17 protein-coding genes are annotated in these 17,903 nt (G+C 68.3%); 9 read left to right on the top strand and 8 right to left on the bottom strand.

Going from position 1 to position 17,903, the window contains the following annotated elements:
• Positions 1-27 precede the first annotated feature (27 nt).
• The gene (locus QZ749_RS09945) at positions 28-1,509 is read right to left on the bottom strand and encodes an FAD-linked oxidase C-terminal domain-containing protein (RefSeq protein WP_296946039.1); all 1,482 of its coding nucleotides are present in this window, start codon (positions 1,507-1,509) and stop codon (positions 28-30) included.
• A gap of 74 nt (positions 1,510-1,583) precedes the next feature.
• Between QZ749_RS09945 and QZ749_RS09940 the strand changes: the two genes are divergently transcribed.
• Both QZ749_RS09940 and QZ749_RS09935 read left to right on the top strand, forming a co-directional pair.
• Positions 1,584-2,138, top strand: a complete 555-nt coding sequence (locus QZ749_RS09940) for a cob(I)yrinic acid a,c-diamide adenosyltransferase (protein WP_296946037.1) — start codon at positions 1,584-1,586, stop codon at positions 2,136-2,138.
• Positions 2,138-3,178: a rhomboid family intramembrane serine protease gene (locus tag QZ749_RS09935; RefSeq protein ID WP_296946034.1), complete on the top strand. Its 1,041-nt coding sequence runs from the start codon at positions 2,138-2,140 to the stop codon at positions 3,176-3,178. The genes QZ749_RS09940 and QZ749_RS09935 overlap by 1 nt, the downstream gene beginning before the upstream one ends.
• A 132-nt stretch (positions 3,179-3,310) precedes the next feature.
• Here QZ749_RS09935 and dxs read toward each other — a convergent pair whose 3' ends face one another.
• The 3 genes from dxs to QZ749_RS09920 are packed head-to-tail and all read right to left on the bottom strand — an operon-like array spanning position 3,311 to position 6,330.
• Positions 3,311-5,176 carry a 1-deoxy-D-xylulose-5-phosphate synthase gene (gene dxs / locus QZ749_RS09930; RefSeq protein WP_296946031.1) on the bottom strand — a complete coding sequence of 622 codons (1,866 nt, stop codon included), beginning with the start codon at positions 5,174-5,176 and terminating at the stop codon, positions 3,311-3,313.
• Positions 5,177-6,067, bottom strand: a complete 891-nt coding sequence (locus QZ749_RS09925) for a polyprenyl synthetase family protein (RefSeq protein ID WP_296946029.1) — start codon at positions 6,065-6,067, stop codon at positions 5,177-5,179.
• Positions 6,064-6,330 (bottom strand): exodeoxyribonuclease VII small subunit, encoded by a 267-nt coding sequence (locus tag QZ749_RS09920; protein WP_296946027.1) that lies wholly within the window; start codon positions 6,328-6,330, stop codon positions 6,064-6,066. The genes QZ749_RS09925 and QZ749_RS09920 overlap by 4 nt, the downstream gene beginning before the upstream one ends.
• Before the next feature lie 417 nt (positions 6,331-6,747).
• Between QZ749_RS09920 and QZ749_RS09915 the strand changes: the two genes are divergently transcribed.
• Genes QZ749_RS09915 through QZ749_RS09905 form a run of 3 tightly spaced genes read left to right on the top strand, consistent with a single transcriptional unit; the run spans position 6,748 to position 9,654 of the window.
• A complete protein-coding gene (locus tag QZ749_RS09915; protein WP_296946025.1) occupies positions 6,748-7,863 on the top strand; it encodes an aromatic ring-hydroxylating dioxygenase subunit alpha in 1,116 nt (371 codons plus the stop codon).
• Positions 7,863-8,780, top strand: a complete 918-nt coding sequence (locus QZ749_RS09910) for a DMT family transporter (RefSeq protein WP_296946023.1) — start codon at positions 7,863-7,865, stop codon at positions 8,778-8,780. The genes QZ749_RS09915 and QZ749_RS09910 overlap by 1 nt, the downstream gene beginning before the upstream one ends.
• 16 nt (positions 8,781-8,796) lie before the next feature.
• On the top strand, positions 8,797-9,654 hold the full coding sequence (locus tag QZ749_RS09905; RefSeq protein WP_296946021.1) for a sulfurtransferase: 858 nt from the start codon (positions 8,797-8,799) through the stop codon (positions 9,652-9,654).
• Between the two features lie 42 nt (positions 9,655-9,696).
• Here the strand turns inward: QZ749_RS09905 and QZ749_RS09900 are convergent, their stop codons facing one another.
• The 3 genes from QZ749_RS09900 to QZ749_RS09890 all read right to left on the bottom strand — a co-directional run bounded on the left by QZ749_RS09900 (position 9,697) and on the right by QZ749_RS09890 (position 11,725).
• Complete coding sequence (locus QZ749_RS09900; RefSeq protein WP_296946019.1) at positions 9,697-9,843, bottom strand: hypothetical protein; 147 nt, start codon at positions 9,841-9,843, stop codon at positions 9,697-9,699.
• 90 nt (positions 9,844-9,933) lie between these two features.
• The gene (locus tag QZ749_RS09895) at positions 9,934-10,659 is read right to left on the bottom strand and encodes a ZIP family metal transporter (protein WP_296946018.1); all 726 of its coding nucleotides are present in this window, start codon (positions 10,657-10,659) and stop codon (positions 9,934-9,936) included.
• A 181-nt stretch (positions 10,660-10,840) separates the two neighbouring features.
• Positions 10,841-11,725 (bottom strand): dienelactone hydrolase family protein, encoded by an 885-nt coding sequence (locus QZ749_RS09890; protein WP_296946016.1) that lies wholly within the window; start codon positions 11,723-11,725, stop codon positions 10,841-10,843.
• Positions 11,726-11,883: 158 nt separating this feature from the next.
• Between QZ749_RS09890 and QZ749_RS09885 the strand changes: the two genes are divergently transcribed.
• Positions 11,884-12,612: a PEP-CTERM sorting domain-containing protein gene (locus QZ749_RS09885; protein WP_296946014.1), complete on the top strand. Its 729-nt coding sequence runs from the start codon at positions 11,884-11,886 to the stop codon at positions 12,610-12,612.
• Positions 12,613-12,694: 82 nt separating this feature from the next.
• Here the strand turns inward: QZ749_RS09885 and polA are convergent, their stop codons facing one another.
• The gene (polA, locus tag QZ749_RS09880) at positions 12,695-15,463 is read right to left on the bottom strand and encodes a DNA polymerase I (protein WP_296946012.1); all 2,769 of its coding nucleotides are present in this window, start codon (positions 15,461-15,463) and stop codon (positions 12,695-12,697) included.
• 231 nt (positions 15,464-15,694) lie between these two features.
• On the opposite strand from polA, the gene QZ749_RS09875 reads away from it, so the two are divergent.
• Genes QZ749_RS09875 through QZ749_RS09865 form a run of 3 tightly spaced genes read left to right on the top strand, consistent with a single transcriptional unit; the run spans position 15,695 to position 17,894 of the window.
• Positions 15,695-16,132, top strand: a complete 438-nt coding sequence (locus QZ749_RS09875) for a hypothetical protein (RefSeq protein WP_296946010.1) — start codon at positions 15,695-15,697, stop codon at positions 16,130-16,132.
• 59 nt (positions 16,133-16,191) lie between these two features.
• Positions 16,192-17,151 carry a homoserine kinase gene (locus tag QZ749_RS09870; RefSeq protein ID WP_296946009.1) on the top strand — a complete coding sequence of 320 codons (960 nt, stop codon included), beginning with the start codon at positions 16,192-16,194 and terminating at the stop codon, positions 17,149-17,151.
• On the top strand, positions 17,148-17,894 hold the full coding sequence (locus QZ749_RS09865; protein WP_296946007.1) for a BPSS1780 family membrane protein: 747 nt from the start codon (positions 17,148-17,150) through the stop codon (positions 17,892-17,894). The genes QZ749_RS09870 and QZ749_RS09865 overlap by 4 nt, the downstream gene beginning before the upstream one ends.
• Positions 17,895-17,903: the final 9 nt, after the last annotated feature.

Here is a 17,903-nt window from a genome sequence, read left to right as displayed (position 1 = left end):
ACGGGGTGCGCACCCTGCCGATGGCGTTCAGAAGCGCGGCAGGTGCGCGAACGGCAGCGCGCCGCCGCTCACGCGCATGCGTCCGAATTCCGCGCAGCGGTGCGGCGTCGGGATCGCCTTGTTCGGGTTCAGCAGCATGGCGGGGTCGAAGGCGCGCTTGACGGCGAAGAAGGCGTCCAGCTCCTTCGCGCCGAACTGCACGCACATCGAATCGATCTTCTCGATGCCCACGCCGTGCTCGCCGGTGATGGTGCCGCCCACTTCCACGCACAGCGCCAGGATGGCGGCGCCGAAGGCTTCCGCGCGTTCCAGTTCGCCCGCCTTGCTGGCATCGAACAGGATCAGCGGGTGCATGTTGCCGTCGCCCGCGTGGAACACGTTGGCGCAGCGCAGTCCGAACGTCGCCTCCATCTCCTCGATGCGCGCCAGCACGTGCGCCAGGTGCTTGCGCGGGATCGTGCCGTCCATGCAGTAATAGTCGGGCGAGATGCGCCCCGCCGCCGGAAAGGCGTTCTTGCGGCCGGACCAGAAGCGCAGGCGCTCGGCCTCGTCCTGCGACACCGCGATCGCGCCGGCGCCGGCCGCGCGCAGCACGGCCGTCATGCGTTCGATCTCCTCGGCCACCTCGAGCGCCGTGCCGTCGGCCTCGCACAGCAGGATCGCCGCGGCGTCGGTGTCGTAGCCGGCCTTCACAAAAGGCTCGACCATGCGCGACGAGGTCCGGTCCATCATCTCCAGGCCCGCCGGGATGATGCCGGCGGCGATCACGCTGGCCACCGCGTTGCCGCCGGTGGCGACGTCGTCGAACGAGGCCATGATCACCTGGGCCAGCGCCGGCCTGGGCACCAGCCTGACGGTGACTTCGGTGACGATGCCCAGCATGCCTTCGGAACCGATGAACACGGCCAGCAGGTCCAGGCCCGGTGCGTCGGGCGCCTCGCCGCCCAGTTCGACCACGTCGCCCTCGATCGTGCAGACCCGCGCGCGCAGCACGTTGTGCACGGTCAGGCCGTACTTCAGGCAGTGCACGCCGCCCGAATTCTCGGCGACGTTGCCGCCGATCGTGCAGGCGATCTGCGAGGACGGGTCGGGCGCGTAGTACAGCCCGAACGGCGCGGCGGCCTCGGAAATGGCCAGGTTGCGCACGCCCGGCTGCACGACGGCCGTGCGTGCGAACGGCTCGACGCGCACGATGCGGTTCAGGCGCGCCGTCGAGACCACCACGCCGTCGGCCAGCGGCTGGGCGCCGCCCGACAGGCCGGTGCCGGCGCCGCGCGGCACGATCGGCACCTGCAGTTCGCGGCAGACCTGCAGGATCGCCAGCACCTGCGCTTCGCTGTCCGGCAGCGCGACGATCATCGGCAACTGGCGGTAGGCCGCCAGGCCGTCGCATTCGTAGGGGCGCGTGTCTTCGGGATCCAGCAGCACGCAGCGTTCGGGCAGCACGGCCAGCAGCGCCCGGGCGACCTGGCGCCGGCGTTCGGGATCGACTTGGAGCGAGGGAATCATGGATCGATTGTAAGCACGATCGGGGCGATTTGGCGTATGCTCCGGCTATCTTTTTTTATCGGCAGGGTATCACCATGGGCAATCGACTTTCGAAGATTTCGACCCGCACGGGCGACGACGGCACCACCGGCCTGGGCGACGGCAGCCGCACCGGCAAGGACAGCCTGCGCATCCACGCGCTGGGCGAGGTGGACGAGCTGAACTCCTTCGTCGGCCTGTTGCTGTGCGAGGACATGCCGCCCGCCACGCGCGAACAGCTGGTCTCGATCCAGCACGACCTGTTCGACCTGGGCGGCGAGCTGTGCATCCCCGGCTACCAGATGATCAAGATAGATCACGTGGCGCGCCTCGATGCCCTGGTCGAGCGCTACAACGCCGACCTGCCGATGCTCAAGGAATTCATCCTGCCGGCCGGCTCGCGCGCCGCCGCGCTCGCCCACGTGTGCCGGACCGTGTGCCGGCGCGCCGAGCGCAGCATCGTGGCGCTGTCGGCCGCGGAAACCATCCATCCGCAGCCGCGCCAGTACGTCAACCGCCTGTCCGACCTGATGTTCGTGCTGGCGCGCGTGCTGAACCGCCACGCCGGCGGCAGCGACGTGCTCTGGCAGCACGAGCGCCAGCGCGGCTGATGGCGGGAGCGGGCAAGGCCGTCGTCGACGTCCGCTTCCATCGCGGCGGGCGTGGCTGGCCATCGAATCCCTACCTGTTCCAGGGGCCGGGCCAGGTCGTGCTGGAGGCCGACTTCGTCGTCCTGCGCGGCAGCAGCCACCGCTCGTTCCGCTTCCCGCGGCGCGCCGAGCACCGCCTGCGCAAGGTCGACATCGTCAATGCGCGCGCGGAGGGCGAGGACGTGCTGTTCCACGCGATCGAGGTCGACGGCAGCCGCGAGGTCGGCTTCAGCGCGCCGGACGCCGCCACCGCGCAAGCCATCGTGGCCGCCCTGCCCGCGCGCTGGACGCCCGCATTCGAAGTCGCGTACGGCGAGCGCGAAGCCTTCCACGACCGCATCGACTACTGGAGTCCGTCCACGCCCGTCATCTGGCTGCTGCTGGCGGCGAACGTCGGCATCTTCGCGCTGATGTGGCTGCAGCTGCACTCCTCGGCCGCCGCCGACCTGCGCACGGCCATCGGCCGGGGCAGCCGCGCCGACGCCATCGCCCACGCCGTGCAGCTGGTGAAATGGGGCTCGAACGTGGGACGCCTGACCCTGGCCGGCGAATGGTGGCGCCTCGTCACCGCGATGTTCCTGCACGGCAGCCTGCTGCACCTGGCCTTCAACATGTTCGCGCTGTGGCAGGTCGGCCGCCTGGTCGAGCGCATCTTCGGCAGCGCGCGTTTCGCCGCCCTGTACCTGGCGGCCGGCGTCTGCGGCAGCGTCGCCAGCGTGCTGTGGAACCCGCAGGTCAACAGCGTGGGCGCCTCGGGCGCCGTGTTCGGCATCATCGGCGGCCTGCTGGCCTTCCTGCGCCGCAAGGACAGCGGCGTGCCGCCGACGGTGGTGGCGGACCTGCGCGGCTCGATCCTGCCGTTCCTGCTGTTCAACCTGTCCGCGGGCTTCCTGTATCCGCATACCGACAATGCGGCGCACCTCGGCGGCCTGGCCGGCGGCTGGCTGGCCGGCCACCTGCTGGCGCGCTCGCTGCACGTGCCCGCGCACGCCAGCCGATGAGCGCGCGAACGCCGTCGTAGGCCGGCACGCAAGGCGCGCCGCGCCCTGCGCCCGGCCGGACCACGCCATGAACAACGCCGTCCGCGGCGGGGCCGGGACGGCGTTGTTTTCCAGCGCCGGATCGCGCCGCGGTCAGCTGTTGGCCACCAGCCTGGTTTCCTTGATGCCGAAGCGCTCGCGGATCGACTTGCCGATGCCGTTCGCGTCCAGGCCGACGGAGGCCAGCAGCAGCCCCGGGTCGCCGTGGTCGATGAAGCGGTCCGGCAGGCCCAGGATCAGCAGCGGCTTGACGATGCCTTCGGCGGCCAGCGCCTCGGCCACGGCCGAACCGGCGCCGCCCATCGTGCAGCCCTCTTCCACCGTCACCAGGTAGTCGTGGTCCTGCGCCAGGCGCTTGACCAGGTCGACGTCCAGCGGCTTCACGAAGCGCATGTCGGCCACGCTGGCGCCCAGTTCCTCGGCGGCGGCCAGGCTCGGGGCCACCATCGCGCCGAAGGCCAGGATGGCGACGCCCTTGCCCTGGCGCCTGACGACGCCCTTGCCGATCTCGATGGACGTCAGCGCCGTCTCGATCGTGGCGCCCACGCCCGCGCCGCGCGGATAGCGCACGGCGGCCGGTCCGGGGTAGTGGTAGGCCGTGGTCAGCATGCTGCGGCATTCGTTCTCGTCGGACGGCGCCATCACGACCATGTTCGGGATGCAGCGCAGGTAGGCCATGTCGTAGTTGCCGGCGTGCGTGGCGCCGTCGGCGCCGACGATGCCGGCGCGGTCCAGCGCGAACGTCACGTCCAGGTTCTGCAGCGCCACGTCGTGGATCAGCTGGTCGTAGCCGCGCTGCAGGAACGTCGAATAGATCGCCACGACCGGCTTCATGCCCTCGGTGGCCAGGCCCGCGCCGAAGGTCACCGAATGCTGCTCGGCGATGCCGACGTCGAAGTAGCGCTCCGGGTACTCCTGGTGGAAGCGCACCATGCCCGAGCCCTCGCGCATCGCCGGCGTGATGCCGACCAGGCGCTTGTCGCTTGCTGCCATGTCGCACAGCCAGTTGCCGAACACCTCGGTGTAGGTGATCTTGCCGGCCTTGGCCGGCTTGATGCCCTCGCTCGGGTTGAACTTGCCGGTGCCGTGGTACAGGATCGGCTCGGCCTCGGCCAGCTTGTAGCCCTGGCCCTTCCTGGTGACCACGTGCAGGAATTGCGGCCCCTTGAGCTTGCGGATGTTTTCCAGCGTCGGGATCAGGGAATCCAGGTCGTGGCCGTCGATCGGGCCGATGTAGTTGAAGCCGAACTCCTCGAACATCGTGGCCGGGACCACCATGCCCTTGGCGTGTTCTTCCAGCTTCTTGGCCAGTTCCAGCATCGGCGCCGGCAGCACCGACTTGCCGACGTTCTTGGCGGCCGCGTAGAACTGGCCCGACATCAGGCGCGCCAGGTAGCGGTTCAGCGCGCCCACCGGCGGCGAGATCGACATGTCGTTGTCGTTCAGGACCACCAGCAGGTCGCAATCTTCCTCGACGCCGGCGTTGTTCAGCGCCTCGAAGGCCATGCCGGCGGTCATCGAACCGTCGCCGATCACGGCGATCGCCTTGCGCTTCTCGCCCTTGATCTTCGCGGCCTGGGCCATGCCCAGCGCCGCCGAGATCGAGGTCGACGAGTGCGCGGTGCCGAAGGTGTCGTACTCGCTCTCGTCGCGCTTGGGGAAGCCGGACAGGCCGTTCAGCTGGCGCAGCGTCGGCATGCGCTCGCGCCGGCCGGTGAGGATCTTGTGCGAGTAGGTCTGGTGGCCGACGTCCCAGACGATGCGGTCGTGCGGCGTGTCGAACACGTAGTGCAGCGCGATCGTCAGCTCGACGGTGCCGAGGTTGGACGACAGGTGGCCGCCGGTCTTGGACACGGAATCGAGCAGGTACTGGCGCAGTTCCTGCGCCAGCGGGGTCAGTTGGGTGCGCGGCAGCTTGCGCAGGTCGGCCGGTTGGTTGATGGTCTCTAGCAGTTTCATTTATGCCTTCCGCTGCACGATCAGGTCCGCGAGTTCGCGCAGCCGCAGTGCTTGTTCTCCGAACGGCGCCAGCGCCTCGTGCGCCTGCAGCCGCAATCTTTCCGCCAATGCCTTCGACGGTTCCAGCCCCAGGATCGACACGTAGGTCGGCTTGTTGGCCGCCGCATCCTTGCCCGCCGTCTTGCCCAGCGTGGCCGAATCCTCGGTGGCGTCGAGCACGTCGTCGACGACCTGGAACGCCAGGCCGATCGCCCGGGAATAGGCGTCCAGCGCCTCGACCTGGGGCGGCGCGAGGTCGCTGCCGGCGAGCGCGCCGAGCAGCACCGACACGCGCAGCATGGCGCCGGTCTTGAGCTGGTGCATGCGCTCGAGCTGTTCCAGGCTCAGGGCGATGCCCACGCTGTCCAGGTCGATCGCCTGGCCGCCGCACATGCCGGCGGAGCCGGCCGCCTCGGCCAGCAGGCGCAGCATCGACACCAGCCGCGCCGGCGGCACGTCCGTGCTGCCGGCCAGCACGCCGAAGGCCTGGGCCTGCAGTGCGTCGCCGACCAGCAGCGCGGTCGCTTCGTCGTAGGCCACGTGCACCGTCGGCTTGCCGCGGCGCAGGTCGTCGTCGTCCATGCACGGCATGTCGTCGTGCACCAGCGAGTAGGCGTGGATCATCTCGACGGCGCAGGCGGCGCGCGCCAGCGCATCGCTGCCCGCGCCGGACAGCTCGCCGCTGGCGTGCGCCAGCAGCGGGCGCACGCGCTTGCCGCCGCCCAGCGTCGTGTAGCGCATCGCCTCGTGCAGCTTGGTCGGCGCCTGCGCGGCGGGCGGCAGGAAGCGCGCCAGCGCCTCCTCGGTGCCGGCCTGCACGGCCTTCATCCAGTCGGCGAAGGCTGCGTTCATTGGTCGCCTCCATCGTCGGTGTTGAAGGGCTTGAGCATCTCGCCTTCCAGGACCTTCACCTGCGCCTCCACTTTCTCCAGCTGGGCCGCGCAAAAGCGCACCAGCTCGGACCCGCGCGCATACGCGGCCACGGAGGCGTCCAGCGGCAGCTGGCCGCCTTCCATCTGCGTGACCAGCTGGGCCAGTTCGGCCATCGCCTGTTCGAAGGAGGCCGGCGGGCTTGCGGCCGCTGCGGCGCTCTCCACGTTCGTTTTATTTGGCATAATGATCTTGATCGATTCGGGGGCCTGGCCAGCAGCGCGCATGCTGCGTACGGCGGGCCAGTGTAATCGCTTATTGTAAAACAACCCACCCCGCGTGACGGCGCAACTGTCCCGTCGACTTGCAAGCAAAGCCGGATTTTATCGCAAAGCAGATCGGGATTCATGAAAACGATGCCTTTCAGGCAATTTTTGCGCACGCAAGCACCACAATCTCGCGCCGGCCCGCGACCGGAGAGCCCGTTACAGGCTATAATCTCCGGTTCTGTCTCCGAAATACCGTATTCCGTTCTTTAAAAGAGCATCCACACTGTCAGGTGCGGCCAGGTCGCGCGTTGCCGGCTTGCGGATGCACTTGAAAATACTGGTTCTCGGATTCTTTCTCTTCTTTGGCTGAAATCTGTGTAAAGGGGGGTTGGGATGTCCGATCTGGCTACCCACGCCAAGCTGGCGCGTTCGCACGCGCAGCTTCCGGTAACTGTCTACTTCGACGAAGCGCTGCTGCGGCGCGAAATGCAGGAATTGTTTCTCAAGGGCCCGCGTTACGTGGGCCATGAACTGATGGTGCCGGAGAAGGGCGATTTCGCGACCCTGACATCGGAGAACGAGGGCCGCATGCTGGTGCGCAATGCACAGGGCATCGAATTGCTCTCCAACGTCTGCCGCCACCGCCAGGCCCTGATGTTCAATGGCCGCGGCAACACCAACAACATCGTCTGCCCGCTGCACCGCTGGACCTACGACCTCAAGGGCGAACTGATCGGCGCGCCGCACTTCGCGGACACGCCCTGCCTGAACCTGTCCAGGACCCCGCTGCAGGGCTGGAACGGCCTGCTGTTCGAGCAGAACGGCTACGACGTGATGGACAAGCTGCGCCACATGTCCGTGACCAAGGACCTCGACTTCTCGGGCTACATGTTCGACCACGTCGAGGTGCACGACTGCGACTACAACTGGAAGACCTTCATCGAGGTCTACCTGGAGGACTACCACGTCGAGCCGTTCCACCCGGGCCTGGGCAACTTCGTCAGCTGCGACGACCTGCGCTGGGAATTCGGTCCGGACTACAGCGTCCAGACCGTGGGCGTGCACCGCGGCCTGCAGAAGTCCGGTTCGCCGGCCTACAAGAAGTGGCAGGAACAGGTGCTCAAGTTCCACAACGGCCAGCCGCCGAAGTACGGCGCGATCTGGCTGACGCTGTACCCGAACATCATGGTCGAGTGGTATCCGAACGTGCTGGTGGTGTCGACGCTGTGGCCGCTCGGTCCGCAGAAGACCCGCAACGTGGTCGAGTTCTACTATCCGGAGGAATTCGTCCTGTTCGAGCGCGAGTTCGTCGACGCCGAGCGCGCGGCCTACATGGAAACCTGCGTGGAGGACGACGAGATCGGCCTGCGCATGGACGCCGGCCGCAAGATCCTGATGGAGCGCGGCGTGACGGAGGCGGGTCCGTACCAGTCGCCGATGGAAGACGGCATGCAGCACTTCCACGAGTGGTACCGCGGCAAGTTCGCCGACATTCCGCCGGGAGCCTGATGGCTTCTCTGTGGATGCTGTTCGCCAGCTTCGCGTTCGCCGCCATGGGCGCGGGCGTGAAGCTGGCCTCCGCGACGTACTCCACGTCGGAAATCGTGATGTACCGGGGGCTGGTCGGCACCGTGCTGCTGTTCCTGCTGGTGCGCGCCCAGGGCGGCACCTTCCGCACCCGCTTCCCCGCCAAGCACCTGGTGCGCAGCCTGGTCGGCGTGACCTCGCTGTGGATGTGGTTCTACGCCATCGGCAAGCTGCCGCTGGCCACCGCGGTCACCCTCAACTACATGGCGCCGATCTGGATCGCCACCTACATGTTCTTCATCGGCTGGTGGCATGCCAAGGGCACGCCCGAGTGGCCGCTGGTGCTGGCGATCGGCGCGAGCTTCGCCGGCGTCACGCTGGTGCTGCGGCCCGCCGTCGAGATGAACCAGTGGCTGGGCGGCCTGGTCGGGCTGGCCTCGTCCGTGGTCTCGGCCATGGCCTACCTGCAGGTGCGCGGCCTCGGGCAGATGGGCGAGCCGGAATACCGCGTCGTGTTCTATTTCTCCTTGACCACCGCGGTCGCCGGCTTCGCCGGCACGCTGTTCGAGAACGGCCTGGCCACGCCCTTCCACGCGCACGACCTGCACGGGGTCGGCCTGATCCTGGCGATCGGCACGGCGGCGCTGCTGGCCCAGATGGCGATGACGCGCGCCTACCGCGTCGGCAAGGTGCTCGTGGTGGCGAACCTGCAGTACACCGGCATCGTGTTCTCGAGCCTGTGGGGCATGGCGCTGTGGGGCGACGTGTTCGACTGGCACGTCTGGCTGGGCATGGGCGTGATCCTCGCCTCGGGAATCGCGGCGACGTTCTACAATACCAGGCGCACGGCGCGCGGCGCCGTCGTCAAGGATACCGATCCCATCGCCAGCGAACTGTGAGGAGAGCCACGCCACCATGTACACGACCCTGATCGAACCCGCCGCCCTGGCCGCCCACGTCGACGACCCGACGTGGGTGATCGTCGACTGCCGCCACGACCTGCTGGACCTGGGCGCCGGCCGCGCCGCCTACGCCGCCGGCCACCTGCCGCGCGCCGCCTTCGTCGACGTCGAGACCCAGCTCTCGGGCGCGCGGCGGGGCCCGGACGGCGCCTTCCGCGGCCGCCATCCGCTGCCGGACAAGGACGATTTCATCGCACTGCTGCGCACCCTCGGCGTCGACGCCGGCAGCCAGGTCGTGGCCTACGACGCCCACGGCGGCATGTACGCCGCGCGCCTGTGGTGGATGCTGCGCTGGGTCGGCCACGAGGCCGTGGCGGTGCTGGACGGCGGCCTGCCCGCCTGGCAGGCGGCCGGCCAGCCGCTGGTGACGGACGCGCCGCCGGCGCGCGCGCGCGGCGACATCGCGGCGCGCCCCGCGCTGGTGACCACGGTGGACGTGAACGCGGTCCTGCACAACGTGGAGCACGGCGGCCGCACGGTGGTCGACGCGCGCGCGCCGGACCGCTTCCGCGGCGAGAACGAGACCATCGACCCGGTCGGCGGCCACATCCCGGGCGCCAGGAACCGCTTCTTCAAGGACAACCTGCAGCCCGACGGCCGCTTCAAGGCACCCGCGCAGCTGCGGGCGGAACTGGGGGTGGCGGTGGGCGACCCGCGCGACGCCATCATGCAGTGCGGCTCCGGCGTGACCGCCTGCCACAACCTGCTGGCGCTGGAAGTGGCCGGCATGCCGGGCGCGAGCCTCTATCCGGGCTCGTGGAGCGAATGGAGCGCCGATCCGGCGCGGGCGGTGCAGACCGGCGCGCCCTGACGCGCCGCGCACCGTGCGGGCGGCCGGTGCCGCCCGTCGTCGTCAATGGTAGGGAGCGGGCAGGAAATCGGCCAGCGCCACCAGCACGACCAGCGCCAGCAGCGCGCCGACGACATAGGCGCAACGCACGGCGCAACGCACCGGTTGCTCGCGCAGCGCTCCCACCATCTGATTGACCAGGCTTGCCATGCTTCCCTCCGTACCGAACAGGTGACGGTTTCAGCATAGGATGCAAAGATTCCCGCTGTCAACACTCCACGGCAAAATCGGTGCCGGGGCCTACTTCCCGTGTGTCAGGAACAGCACGATTCCCACGCCCAGGGCGATCAGGAGCACCTGCGGGATCGATTCGCGCACGGTGGCGCGGCGCTGCATCTGCGGCATCAGGTCGCTCACGGCGATATAGATGAACCCCGAGGACGCGAACACCAGCACGTAGGGAATCAGGCCGCTGGCGCGGTCCAGCGTGTAGTAGCCGAGCAGGCCGCCGGCCACCGCCAGCATGCTGCACAGCAGGTTGAACAGGTAGGCGCGCAGGCGCGAGAAGCCGGCGTTGAGCAGCACGATGAAGTCGCCGATCTCCTGCGGGATCTCGTGGGCGATGATGGCGATGCCGGTGACGATGCCCAGCTCCGGGTTGGCCAGGAAGGCCGCGGCGATCAGGATGCCGTCGGTGAAGTTGTGCATGCCGTCGCCGATCAGGATCATCCAGCCGGCCTTGCCCGCCTGCAGCGCGTCGTGGCCGTGGGCGTGGTGGTGGCCGTCGTGCTCGTGGTGGTGCGAATGGCGCAGCAGCGCCACCTTCTCGAGCAGGAAGAAGGCCAGCAGGCCGCCCAGCAGGGTGGCGAACAGCGTGCGCGGATCGGCCTTCGACTCGAACGCCTCCGGCAGCGCGTGCAGCAGCGACGTCGACAGCATGATGCCGACCGACAGGCTGACCATGCGCTCGACGACTTTCGACAGCAGCGTGAACGAGAAGATGGCGGCGGCGGTGATGCTGACCATGCCCGCCAGCCCGGTGGCCAGCAGGATGGAAATGAGAACGGGGTCGATTTTGAAGCCTCTTGTTATTGGCGGTGCGCGGGCAGCGGACACGGCGGCGCAGCCGGCATTGTACTCCTACCGGCCCGCCCCCGTGCAACTCGGCTGCATCAACCCGCGGCCGCTGGCTGCGCGCAGCCGGCGTTCAGGCGACGCCGTGCGCCTTGAGCCAGGCCAGCGCGCGCGTCCAGCCGTCCCTGGCATCCTTCTCGTTGTAGCTGGGACGGTAGTCGGCATGGAAGGCGTGGCCGGCGTCCGGGTAGACCACGAACGTCGAGCCGCTCTTCCCCTTGGCCAGGGCGGCCTTCATCGTCTCGACGGTGTCGAGCGGGATGCCGGTGTCCTTGGCGCCGTACAGGCCCAGCACCGGCACCGCCAGCGCCGGGGCGATGTCGACCGGGTGCTGCGGCGTGTTCGGCGTGGCGTCGCCCACCAGGCGGCCGTACCAGGCCACGCCGGCCTTGACCTTCGGATTGTGCGCGGCGTACAGCCAGGTGACGCGGCCGCCCCAGCAAAAGCCCGTGATGCCCAGCTTGTCGACGTTGCCGCCGTTGCGCGCGGCCCAGGCGACGCAGGCGTCGAGGTCGCCCATCACCTGGGCGTCCGGCGTCCGCGCGATGATCGTCTTCATCAGGTCGGCGATGTTCGGGACCCTGGACGGATCGCCCTGGCGCACGAACAGGTCTGGCGCCAGCGCCAGGTAGCCCAGCTTGGCGAAGCGGCGCGCGACGTCGGCGATGTGCTCGTGCACGCCGAAGATCTCGGACACCACCAGCACCACCGGCAGGTTCGACTTGCCCGCCGGCCGGGCGCGGTACACGGGCACGGCCTGGCCGCCGACGGTGAGCGTGACGGTGCCGGCCTCCAGGCCGTCGGTATCGGTCTTGATCACGGACTGCGCCGCGACCGGCAGCGTGGCGGCGGCGAAGCCGCTCCCCAGCGCCACCTTCAGGAAATCGCGGCGCGCGACGCCGTCCGCGAACGGGGAATCGGCCACCAGGCTGTCGCCGTCCTGTACGAGATCTTTCATCCAGCATCCTCCTGTCTTGATAAGACTTGCCATCTTAGCAGCGAAACCTTGATGTCCGCTTGCACGGCCGCTCGATGCCGGGCGAGTATTGACGACGCATAAGGCCCGCTGTCGCCGATCTCCTAGAGTGCCTGACTCCACCACGACTTGGAGCAACGATGAGCATCAAGCGAATCCTGGCGGCGGCCCTCCTGCCCGCCGCGTTATCGGCCCCCTTCGCCGCACCGGCGCTGGCCCAGCAGGCGGCCGGGGTCACCGTCGGCCAGCTGCGCTGGGAACTGGTCGACCTGGCGCCGGACGACGGCATCGCGCCCTGGATCGGCGTGAACGCCTACGCCACGCAATCCTATGCCAGCGTCTACGACCAGGAAGGCAACGAGATCGACGGCGTGCGCATCGACGCCTACGGCGCCACCGGCTTCGACAACGCCTACGCCAGCCTGCACGCCGACACGCGCGCGGACACGGCCAGCGCGCAGCTGGCGCTGTACAGCGGCTACGGCTACGTCAGCGCCAACCGGAGCTTCCGCTTCACGCTGGCGCCGAACACGCAGGTACGTTTCCTGGCCGACGCCGCCATGTGGGCCAGCCCGGAAGCGCCGGGCGTGTCGTGGCCGACGGCGCTGGCCGAGCTGTACGGCTCGCTGCCCGGCTACAACGACGGCGAGCGCTTCATGCAGACCTTCCGGCTCGAGGACGGCGCGCACGAGGGCACGCTGGCGGTGACCGCGGCGTCGCAGGGAGAATGGGTCAGTGGCTACCTGGCGCTCGATGCCTATGCGGTGGCGGAATCGCACGCGGCGCCGGTGCCGGAGCCGGCGATGGCGGCGATGCTGATGGGCGGGCTGGGGGTGCTCGGCGCGCTGGCGCGGCGCAGGAAGGGGTAGTTTTTACGCAGGTTGGACGCGTGGACGGGGAACCCGTCCACGCGTTCAACCAGCGCCTGCATCAGGCAACCATACGCTTCGGTCAGTGCGCCTCTTCCCAGTTGCGCCCGACACCCGTCTCGGCCACCAGCGGCACCTTCAGCGTGGCCACGCCGGCCATCAGTTCCGGCAGCTTCTGCTTGACCAGTTCCAGCTCGCCCTCCGGCACTTCCAGCACCAGTTCGTCGTGCACCTGCATCACCATGCGCGTGGCCAGCTGCGCGGTCTCGATCCAGTCCTGCACGGCGATCATGGCCAGCTTGATCAGGTCCGCCGCCGTGCCCTGCATCGGCGCATTGATCGCCGCGCGTTCGGCGCCGGCGCGGCGCGGGCCGTTCGGCGAGTTGATCTCGGGCAGCCACAGGCGGCGGCCGAACACCGTCTCGACGTAGCCGCGCTCCTTGGCCAGCAGGCGCGTCTCGTCCATGTACTGCTTGACGCCGGCGAAGCGCTGGAAATAGCGCTCGATGTAGTTGCCGGCCGCGGCGCGCTCGATGCCCAGGTTCTGCGCCAGGCCAAAGGCGCTCATGCCATAGATCAGGCCGAAGTTGATGACCTTCGCATAGCGGCGCTGCTCGCCCTGCACCTCGTCCGGCGCCACGCCGAAGATCTCGGCGGCGGTGGCGCGGTGGATGTCCTCGCCCGCGGCGAACGCGCGCAGCATCGCCTCGTCGCCCGAGATGTGGGCCATGATGCGCAGCTCGATCTGCGAATAGTCGGCCGACACGATGACGTTGCCCGGCGCCGCCACGAAGGCTTCGCGGATGCGCCGTCCCTCGGCGGTGCGCACCGGGATGTTCTGCAGGTTCGGATCGCTCGAGGCCAGGCGGCCCGTGATGGCGACGGCCTGCGCGTAGTTGGTGTGCACCCGGCCGGTCCTGGCGTTGACCATCTTCGGCAGCTTGTCGGTATAGGTCGACTTCAGCTTGGACAGGCCGCGGTGTTCCAGCAGCACCTTCGGCAGCGGATAGTCCTCGGCCAGCTTCTGCAGCACCTCCTCGTCGGTCGACGGCGCGCCGGTGGCGGTCTTCTTGATGACGGGCAGCTGCAGCTTGCCGAAGAAGATCTCGCCGATCTGCTTGGGCGAACCCAGGTTGAACGGGCCGCCGGCCATCTCGTAGGCCTGCTGCTCGAGCTGCATGATGCGCGCGGCCAGTTCGTTCGACTGCACGCCCAGCAGGTCGGCGTCGACCAGCACGCCGTTGCGCTCGATCTTCTGCAGCACGACCGAGGTCGGCAGCTCGATCTTGCGGTAGATGGTGTTCAGGCCCTCGTCGCCCTCGACGTAGCCGATCATCTTGTCGTGCAGGCGCAGCGTGATGTCGGCGTCCTCGGCGGCGTATTCGGTGGCGCGCCCCAGTTCGACCTGGTCGAAGCAGATCTGGTTCACGCCCTTGCCGCACACGTCGACGAACGGGATGGTCGTGTAGCCGAGGTGGCGCAGCGCCATCGTGTCCATGTCGTGCGGCTTGTGCGATTCGAACACGTAGGACTGCAGCAGCGTGTCGTGCACGATGCCGCGCAGCTTGACGCCGTGGTTCTCGAAGATGTGCGTGTCGTACTTCAGGTTCTGGCCCAGCTTGGGCTTGGCCGGGTCTTCCAGCCAGGCGCGCATGCGCTCGATGACCAGCGCGCGGTCGAGCTGCTCGGGCACGCCGGCGTAGCGGTGCGCCAGCGGGATGTAGGCGCCCTTGCCCGCCTCCACCGACAGCGAGATGCCGACCATCTCGGCCGTCATCGGGTCGAGCGACGTGGTCTCGGTGTCGACCGAGGTCAGGGCCGCCGCGTCGATCAGCGCCAGCCACTTGTCCAGCTGTTCCAGCGTCGTGACGGTCTCGTACTCGCCCTTGATGATCGGCATGCCTTCCTGCGTGCCGCCCGCGCCTTCGGGCGAGTTCAGGACGGCCGCCGCGGGCGCAGGCGCGCCCGGCGTGCCGTACTTGCCGGCATTGCCCGGTCCCAGGTCCTTGAGCATGGTCTTGAAGCCGTAGCGCTGGAAGAAGTCGCGCAGCGCGTCCTTGTCTTCCGGGCGGCCGATCAGGGTTTCCTCGAACGACACGACGTGGGCGGCCAGGTCGCAGTCGGTCTTGACGGTGATCAGCTCGCGGCCCTTGGGCAGCCATTCCAGCGCGGCCTGCAGGTTGGCGCCGACCGCGCCGCCGATCGATGCGGCGTTCTGCATCACGCCGTCGAGCGAGCCGTGCAGCGCCAGCCACTTGAGCGCCGTCTTCGGGCCGCACTTGGACACGCCCGGGATGTTGTCGACGGTATCGCCGATCAGGGTCAGGTAGTCGATGATGCGGTTCGGCGGCACGCCGAACTTGGCCAGCACGCCGGCCTCGTCGAGCTTTTCGTTGCTCATCGTATTGATCAGCATGACCTTGTCGTTGACGAGCTGGGCCAGGTCCTTGTCGCCGGTCGAGACGACCGTGTTCATGCCGCGCGCGGTGGCTTGCGCGGCCAGCGTGCCGATCACGTCGTCGGCCTCGACGCCCTCGACCATCAGGATCGGCCAGCCGAGGTAACGCACCACCTCGTGGATCGGCGCGATCTGCTTGCTCAGGTCGTCCGGCATCGAGGCGCGCGTCGCCTTGTATTCCGGATACATATCGTCGCGGAAGGTCTTGCCCTTCGCATCGAACACGCAGGCGATGTAGGCGGCAGGGAAGTCGGCGCGCAGGCGGCGCAGCATGTTGACCATGCCGTGCATCGCCCCGGTCGGGTAGCCGTCCGGGCTGCGCAGGTCGGGCAGCGCGTGGAAGGCGCGATAGAGGTAGCTGGAACCGTCGACGAGAAGAAGGGTATTGTCCATGAATGGGCGGGAAATCCTGGTTGGGGCGTCCGGCGGCGCAACAGGCCGGTCCGGCGCGGCAAAATCGTGCGCCATTATCGCAGAATCGGGGAGGCGGAAAGCGCGGCGCCGCCGGATCCGGAACAACCGGGAAGCGCGGCGGCCGATGCAGGAAAGATGGGGACGCCTGGACACTTTTCACAGGGCGGGCCGCCGTTTGTTACAATGGACTAAACGACAAAGGTGACCATCATGCTGCGACCGCTCTCCCGCCTCTCCCTCCTCGCCTTGTTCCTCGCCGCGCAAGCCGGCGTGGCCACGGCCCAGCAGACGCGCCAGGCGCCGCCGAGCGAGGCGCCGCCCAAGCTGGAGCGCATCGAACCGGGCAGCGACGTGCCGGCAACGACCATCCCGTCCAGGCGCGGCACCGAGATCAAGGAAACCCGCGACGGCGGCCAGGTCACCGAAGTCGAAGTCACCTCGGGTGGCAGCCATTACTACATGAAACCGAACGCCCAACCCGGCAATGCGCAGACGAATTCGATCCGCGCGCCGCAATGGAAAGTGGGCGAGTTCGACCTGTCGGGCAAACGGAAAGCCACGAGCGAATCCGGCACCAATGCACCGGCCGCGGCCGACGTACCGCCTCCTCCCCCCATGCCGGCCACCGCCGGCGCCGGGGAGAAGTAACCGTCAACCGGGACGGCCGCGCACGCGGCCGCTACAGCGACCACACTTTCTCCACCACGATGGCAGTTTTCACTTCGGTCACACTGGACGACCTCTCCCAGTGGATCACGCAGTTTCCCCTAGGCAAAGCCCTCGCGATCCAGGGTATCTCGAGCGGTATCGAAAACAGTAACTTCTTCCTGACGACGGAACGCGGCGAGTTCGTCCTCACTATCTTCGAAAACCTCGATTTCGAGCAACTGCCCTTCTATGTACAGCTGATGCGCCACCTGGCCGAGCGCGGCATTCCCGTGCCGGCCCCGGTGCCGAACGCGGCCGGCGAACTGGTGGTGGCGCTGCACGGCAAGCCGGCCGCCATCGTCAGCAAGCTCGACGGCAGCTCGCAGATGGATCCGCAAGCCGTGCACTGCGCGGAAGTCGGCGCCATGCTGGCGCGCATGCACCTGGCCGGCCAGGATTTCCCGCTGAAGCAGCCGAACCTGCGCGGCCTGGACTGGTGGACCGAGACGGTGCCCAAGGTCCTGCCCTTCCTGGACGCGCCCACCGCCACCCTGCTGCAATCCGAGCTGGCGTTCCAGCGCGCGTTCGCGGCCGGCACCACCTATGCCGGCCTGGCCCGTGGCCCCGTGCATGCCGACCTGTTCCGCAACAACGTGATGTTCGTCGGCGAAAAACTGAGCGGCTGCTTCGATTTCTATTTCGCCGGCTGGGACAGCTGGCTGTTCGACCTGGCCGTCACCGTCAACGACTGGTGCATCGACCTGGACAGCGGCCGCCTGGATACCGACCGCGTGCTGGCGCTGACCCGCGCCTATCACGCCGTGCGCCCGTTCACGCGCGACGAGCGCGCGGCCTGGCAGCCGATGCTGCGCGCGGCGGCATTGCGGTTCTGGCTGTCGCGCCTGTACGATCTGTATCGACCGCGCGCGGCCGAACTGCTGACGCCGCACGATCCGACCCACTTCGAACGCGTCCTGCGCGAGCGCATCGCCGTGCCCGCGCCTGACCTGACCGCATGAACAATTTGCCCGCAAGCACCGGCTGGGCTTGGCTGAAACAGGGCGGCGCCCTGTTTCGCAAGCAACCTCTCGCTCTCACGACACTGCTGTTCGCCAACATCCTGTTCAGCATCGGCATGTCCGCCGTGCCGTTCATCGGACCGTTGTTGGCCGTCATCCTGATCCCCTCGTTCTCGATGGCCTTCATGCAGGCCTGCCTGATGATCGAGAACGGCGAGCGGGTCACCCCGGCCGTGCTGCTGACGGGCTTCCGCCAGCCCGCGCTGGGTCCGCTGTGCAAGGCGGGACTGGTCTACCTGGTCGTATCGCTGGTGCTGATGATCGTCATGCGGGTGGCCGTGCCGGCGGAATTCATGCAGCAGATGGCCGAAGCCGGCAGCGACGGCCGCAACCCGCCCGACGTGGCGCCCGCGCAATTGCTGGCGTTCTTCGGCATGTTCCTGCTGTACGTGGCGGTACTGGTGACGCTGTGCTTCGTGGCGCCGCTGACCTACTGGAAGAACATGGGGCCGGGCAAGGCGACCTTCTACAGCTTCTTCGCCGTGCTGCGCGCGGCCGGGCCGTTCCTGGTGATGCTGGCGTCGTGGTTCGCGCTGTTCTTCGGCCTGTGCATGGTCGTGGCCATGGTGTTCGGCAACGCCAACCTGGGGCGCGTGCTGATCATGTGGCTGATCTTCCTGTTCATGCTGCTGTTGCAGTGCGCGATGTATGCGGGGTACCGGACCATTTTCGGCAAGCCCTAGGGGTCAGAG

The organism is uncultured Massilia sp., assembly GCF_913773735.1.
Taxonomy (GTDB): Bacteria; Pseudomonadota; Gammaproteobacteria; order Burkholderiales; family Burkholderiaceae_D; genus Telluria.
This window is presented reverse-complemented; position numbering and strand designations above follow the sequence as displayed.

Coding starts and splice junctions, on each gene's coding strand:
- polA (WP_296946012.1), bottom strand. CDS start 15,463: ATGGACAATACCCTTCTTCTCGTCGACGGTTCCAGCTACCTCTATCGC.
- QZ749_RS09870 (WP_296946009.1), top strand. CDS start 16,192: ATGGCAGTTTTCACTTCGGTCACACTGGACGACCTCTCCCAGTGGATC.
- QZ749_RS09905 (WP_296946021.1), top strand. CDS start 8,797: ATGTACACGACCCTGATCGAACCCGCCGCCCTGGCCGCCCACGTCGAC.
- QZ749_RS09890 (WP_296946016.1), bottom strand. CDS start 11,725: ATGAAAGATCTCGTACAGGACGGCGACAGCCTGGTGGCCGATTCCCCG.
- QZ749_RS09910 (WP_296946023.1), top strand. CDS start 7,863: ATGGCTTCTCTGTGGATGCTGTTCGCCAGCTTCGCGTTCGCCGCCATG.
- QZ749_RS09945 (WP_296946039.1), bottom strand. CDS start 1,509: ATGATTCCCTCGCTCCAAGTCGATCCCGAACGCCGGCGCCAGGTCGCC.
- dxs (WP_296946031.1), bottom strand. CDS start 5,176: ATGAAACTGCTAGAGACCATCAACCAACCGGCCGACCTGCGCAAGCTG.
- QZ749_RS09925 (WP_296946029.1), bottom strand. CDS start 6,067: ATGAACGCAGCCTTCGCCGACTGGATGAAGGCCGTGCAGGCCGGCACC.
- QZ749_RS09915 (WP_296946025.1), top strand. CDS start 6,748: ATGTCCGATCTGGCTACCCACGCCAAGCTGGCGCGTTCGCACGCGCAG.
- QZ749_RS09885 (WP_296946014.1), top strand. CDS start 11,884: ATGAGCATCAAGCGAATCCTGGCGGCGGCCCTCCTGCCCGCCGCGTTA.
- QZ749_RS09940 (WP_296946037.1), top strand. CDS start 1,584: ATGGGCAATCGACTTTCGAAGATTTCGACCCGCACGGGCGACGACGGC.
- QZ749_RS09865 (WP_296946007.1), top strand. CDS start 17,148: ATGAACAATTTGCCCGCAAGCACCGGCTGGGCTTGGCTGAAACAGGGC.
- QZ749_RS09920 (WP_296946027.1), bottom strand. CDS start 6,330: ATGCCAAATAAAACGAACGTGGAGAGCGCCGCAGCGGCCGCAAGCCCG.
- QZ749_RS09895 (WP_296946018.1), bottom strand. CDS start 10,659: ATGGTCAGCATCACCGCCGCCGCCATCTTCTCGTTCACGCTGCTGTCG.
- QZ749_RS09875 (WP_296946010.1), top strand. CDS start 15,695: ATGCTGCGACCGCTCTCCCGCCTCTCCCTCCTCGCCTTGTTCCTCGCC.
- QZ749_RS09935 (WP_296946034.1), top strand. CDS start 2,138: ATGGCGGGAGCGGGCAAGGCCGTCGTCGACGTCCGCTTCCATCGCGGC.
- QZ749_RS09900 (WP_296946019.1), bottom strand. CDS start 9,843: ATGGCAAGCCTGGTCAATCAGATGGTGGGAGCGCTGCGCGAGCAACCG.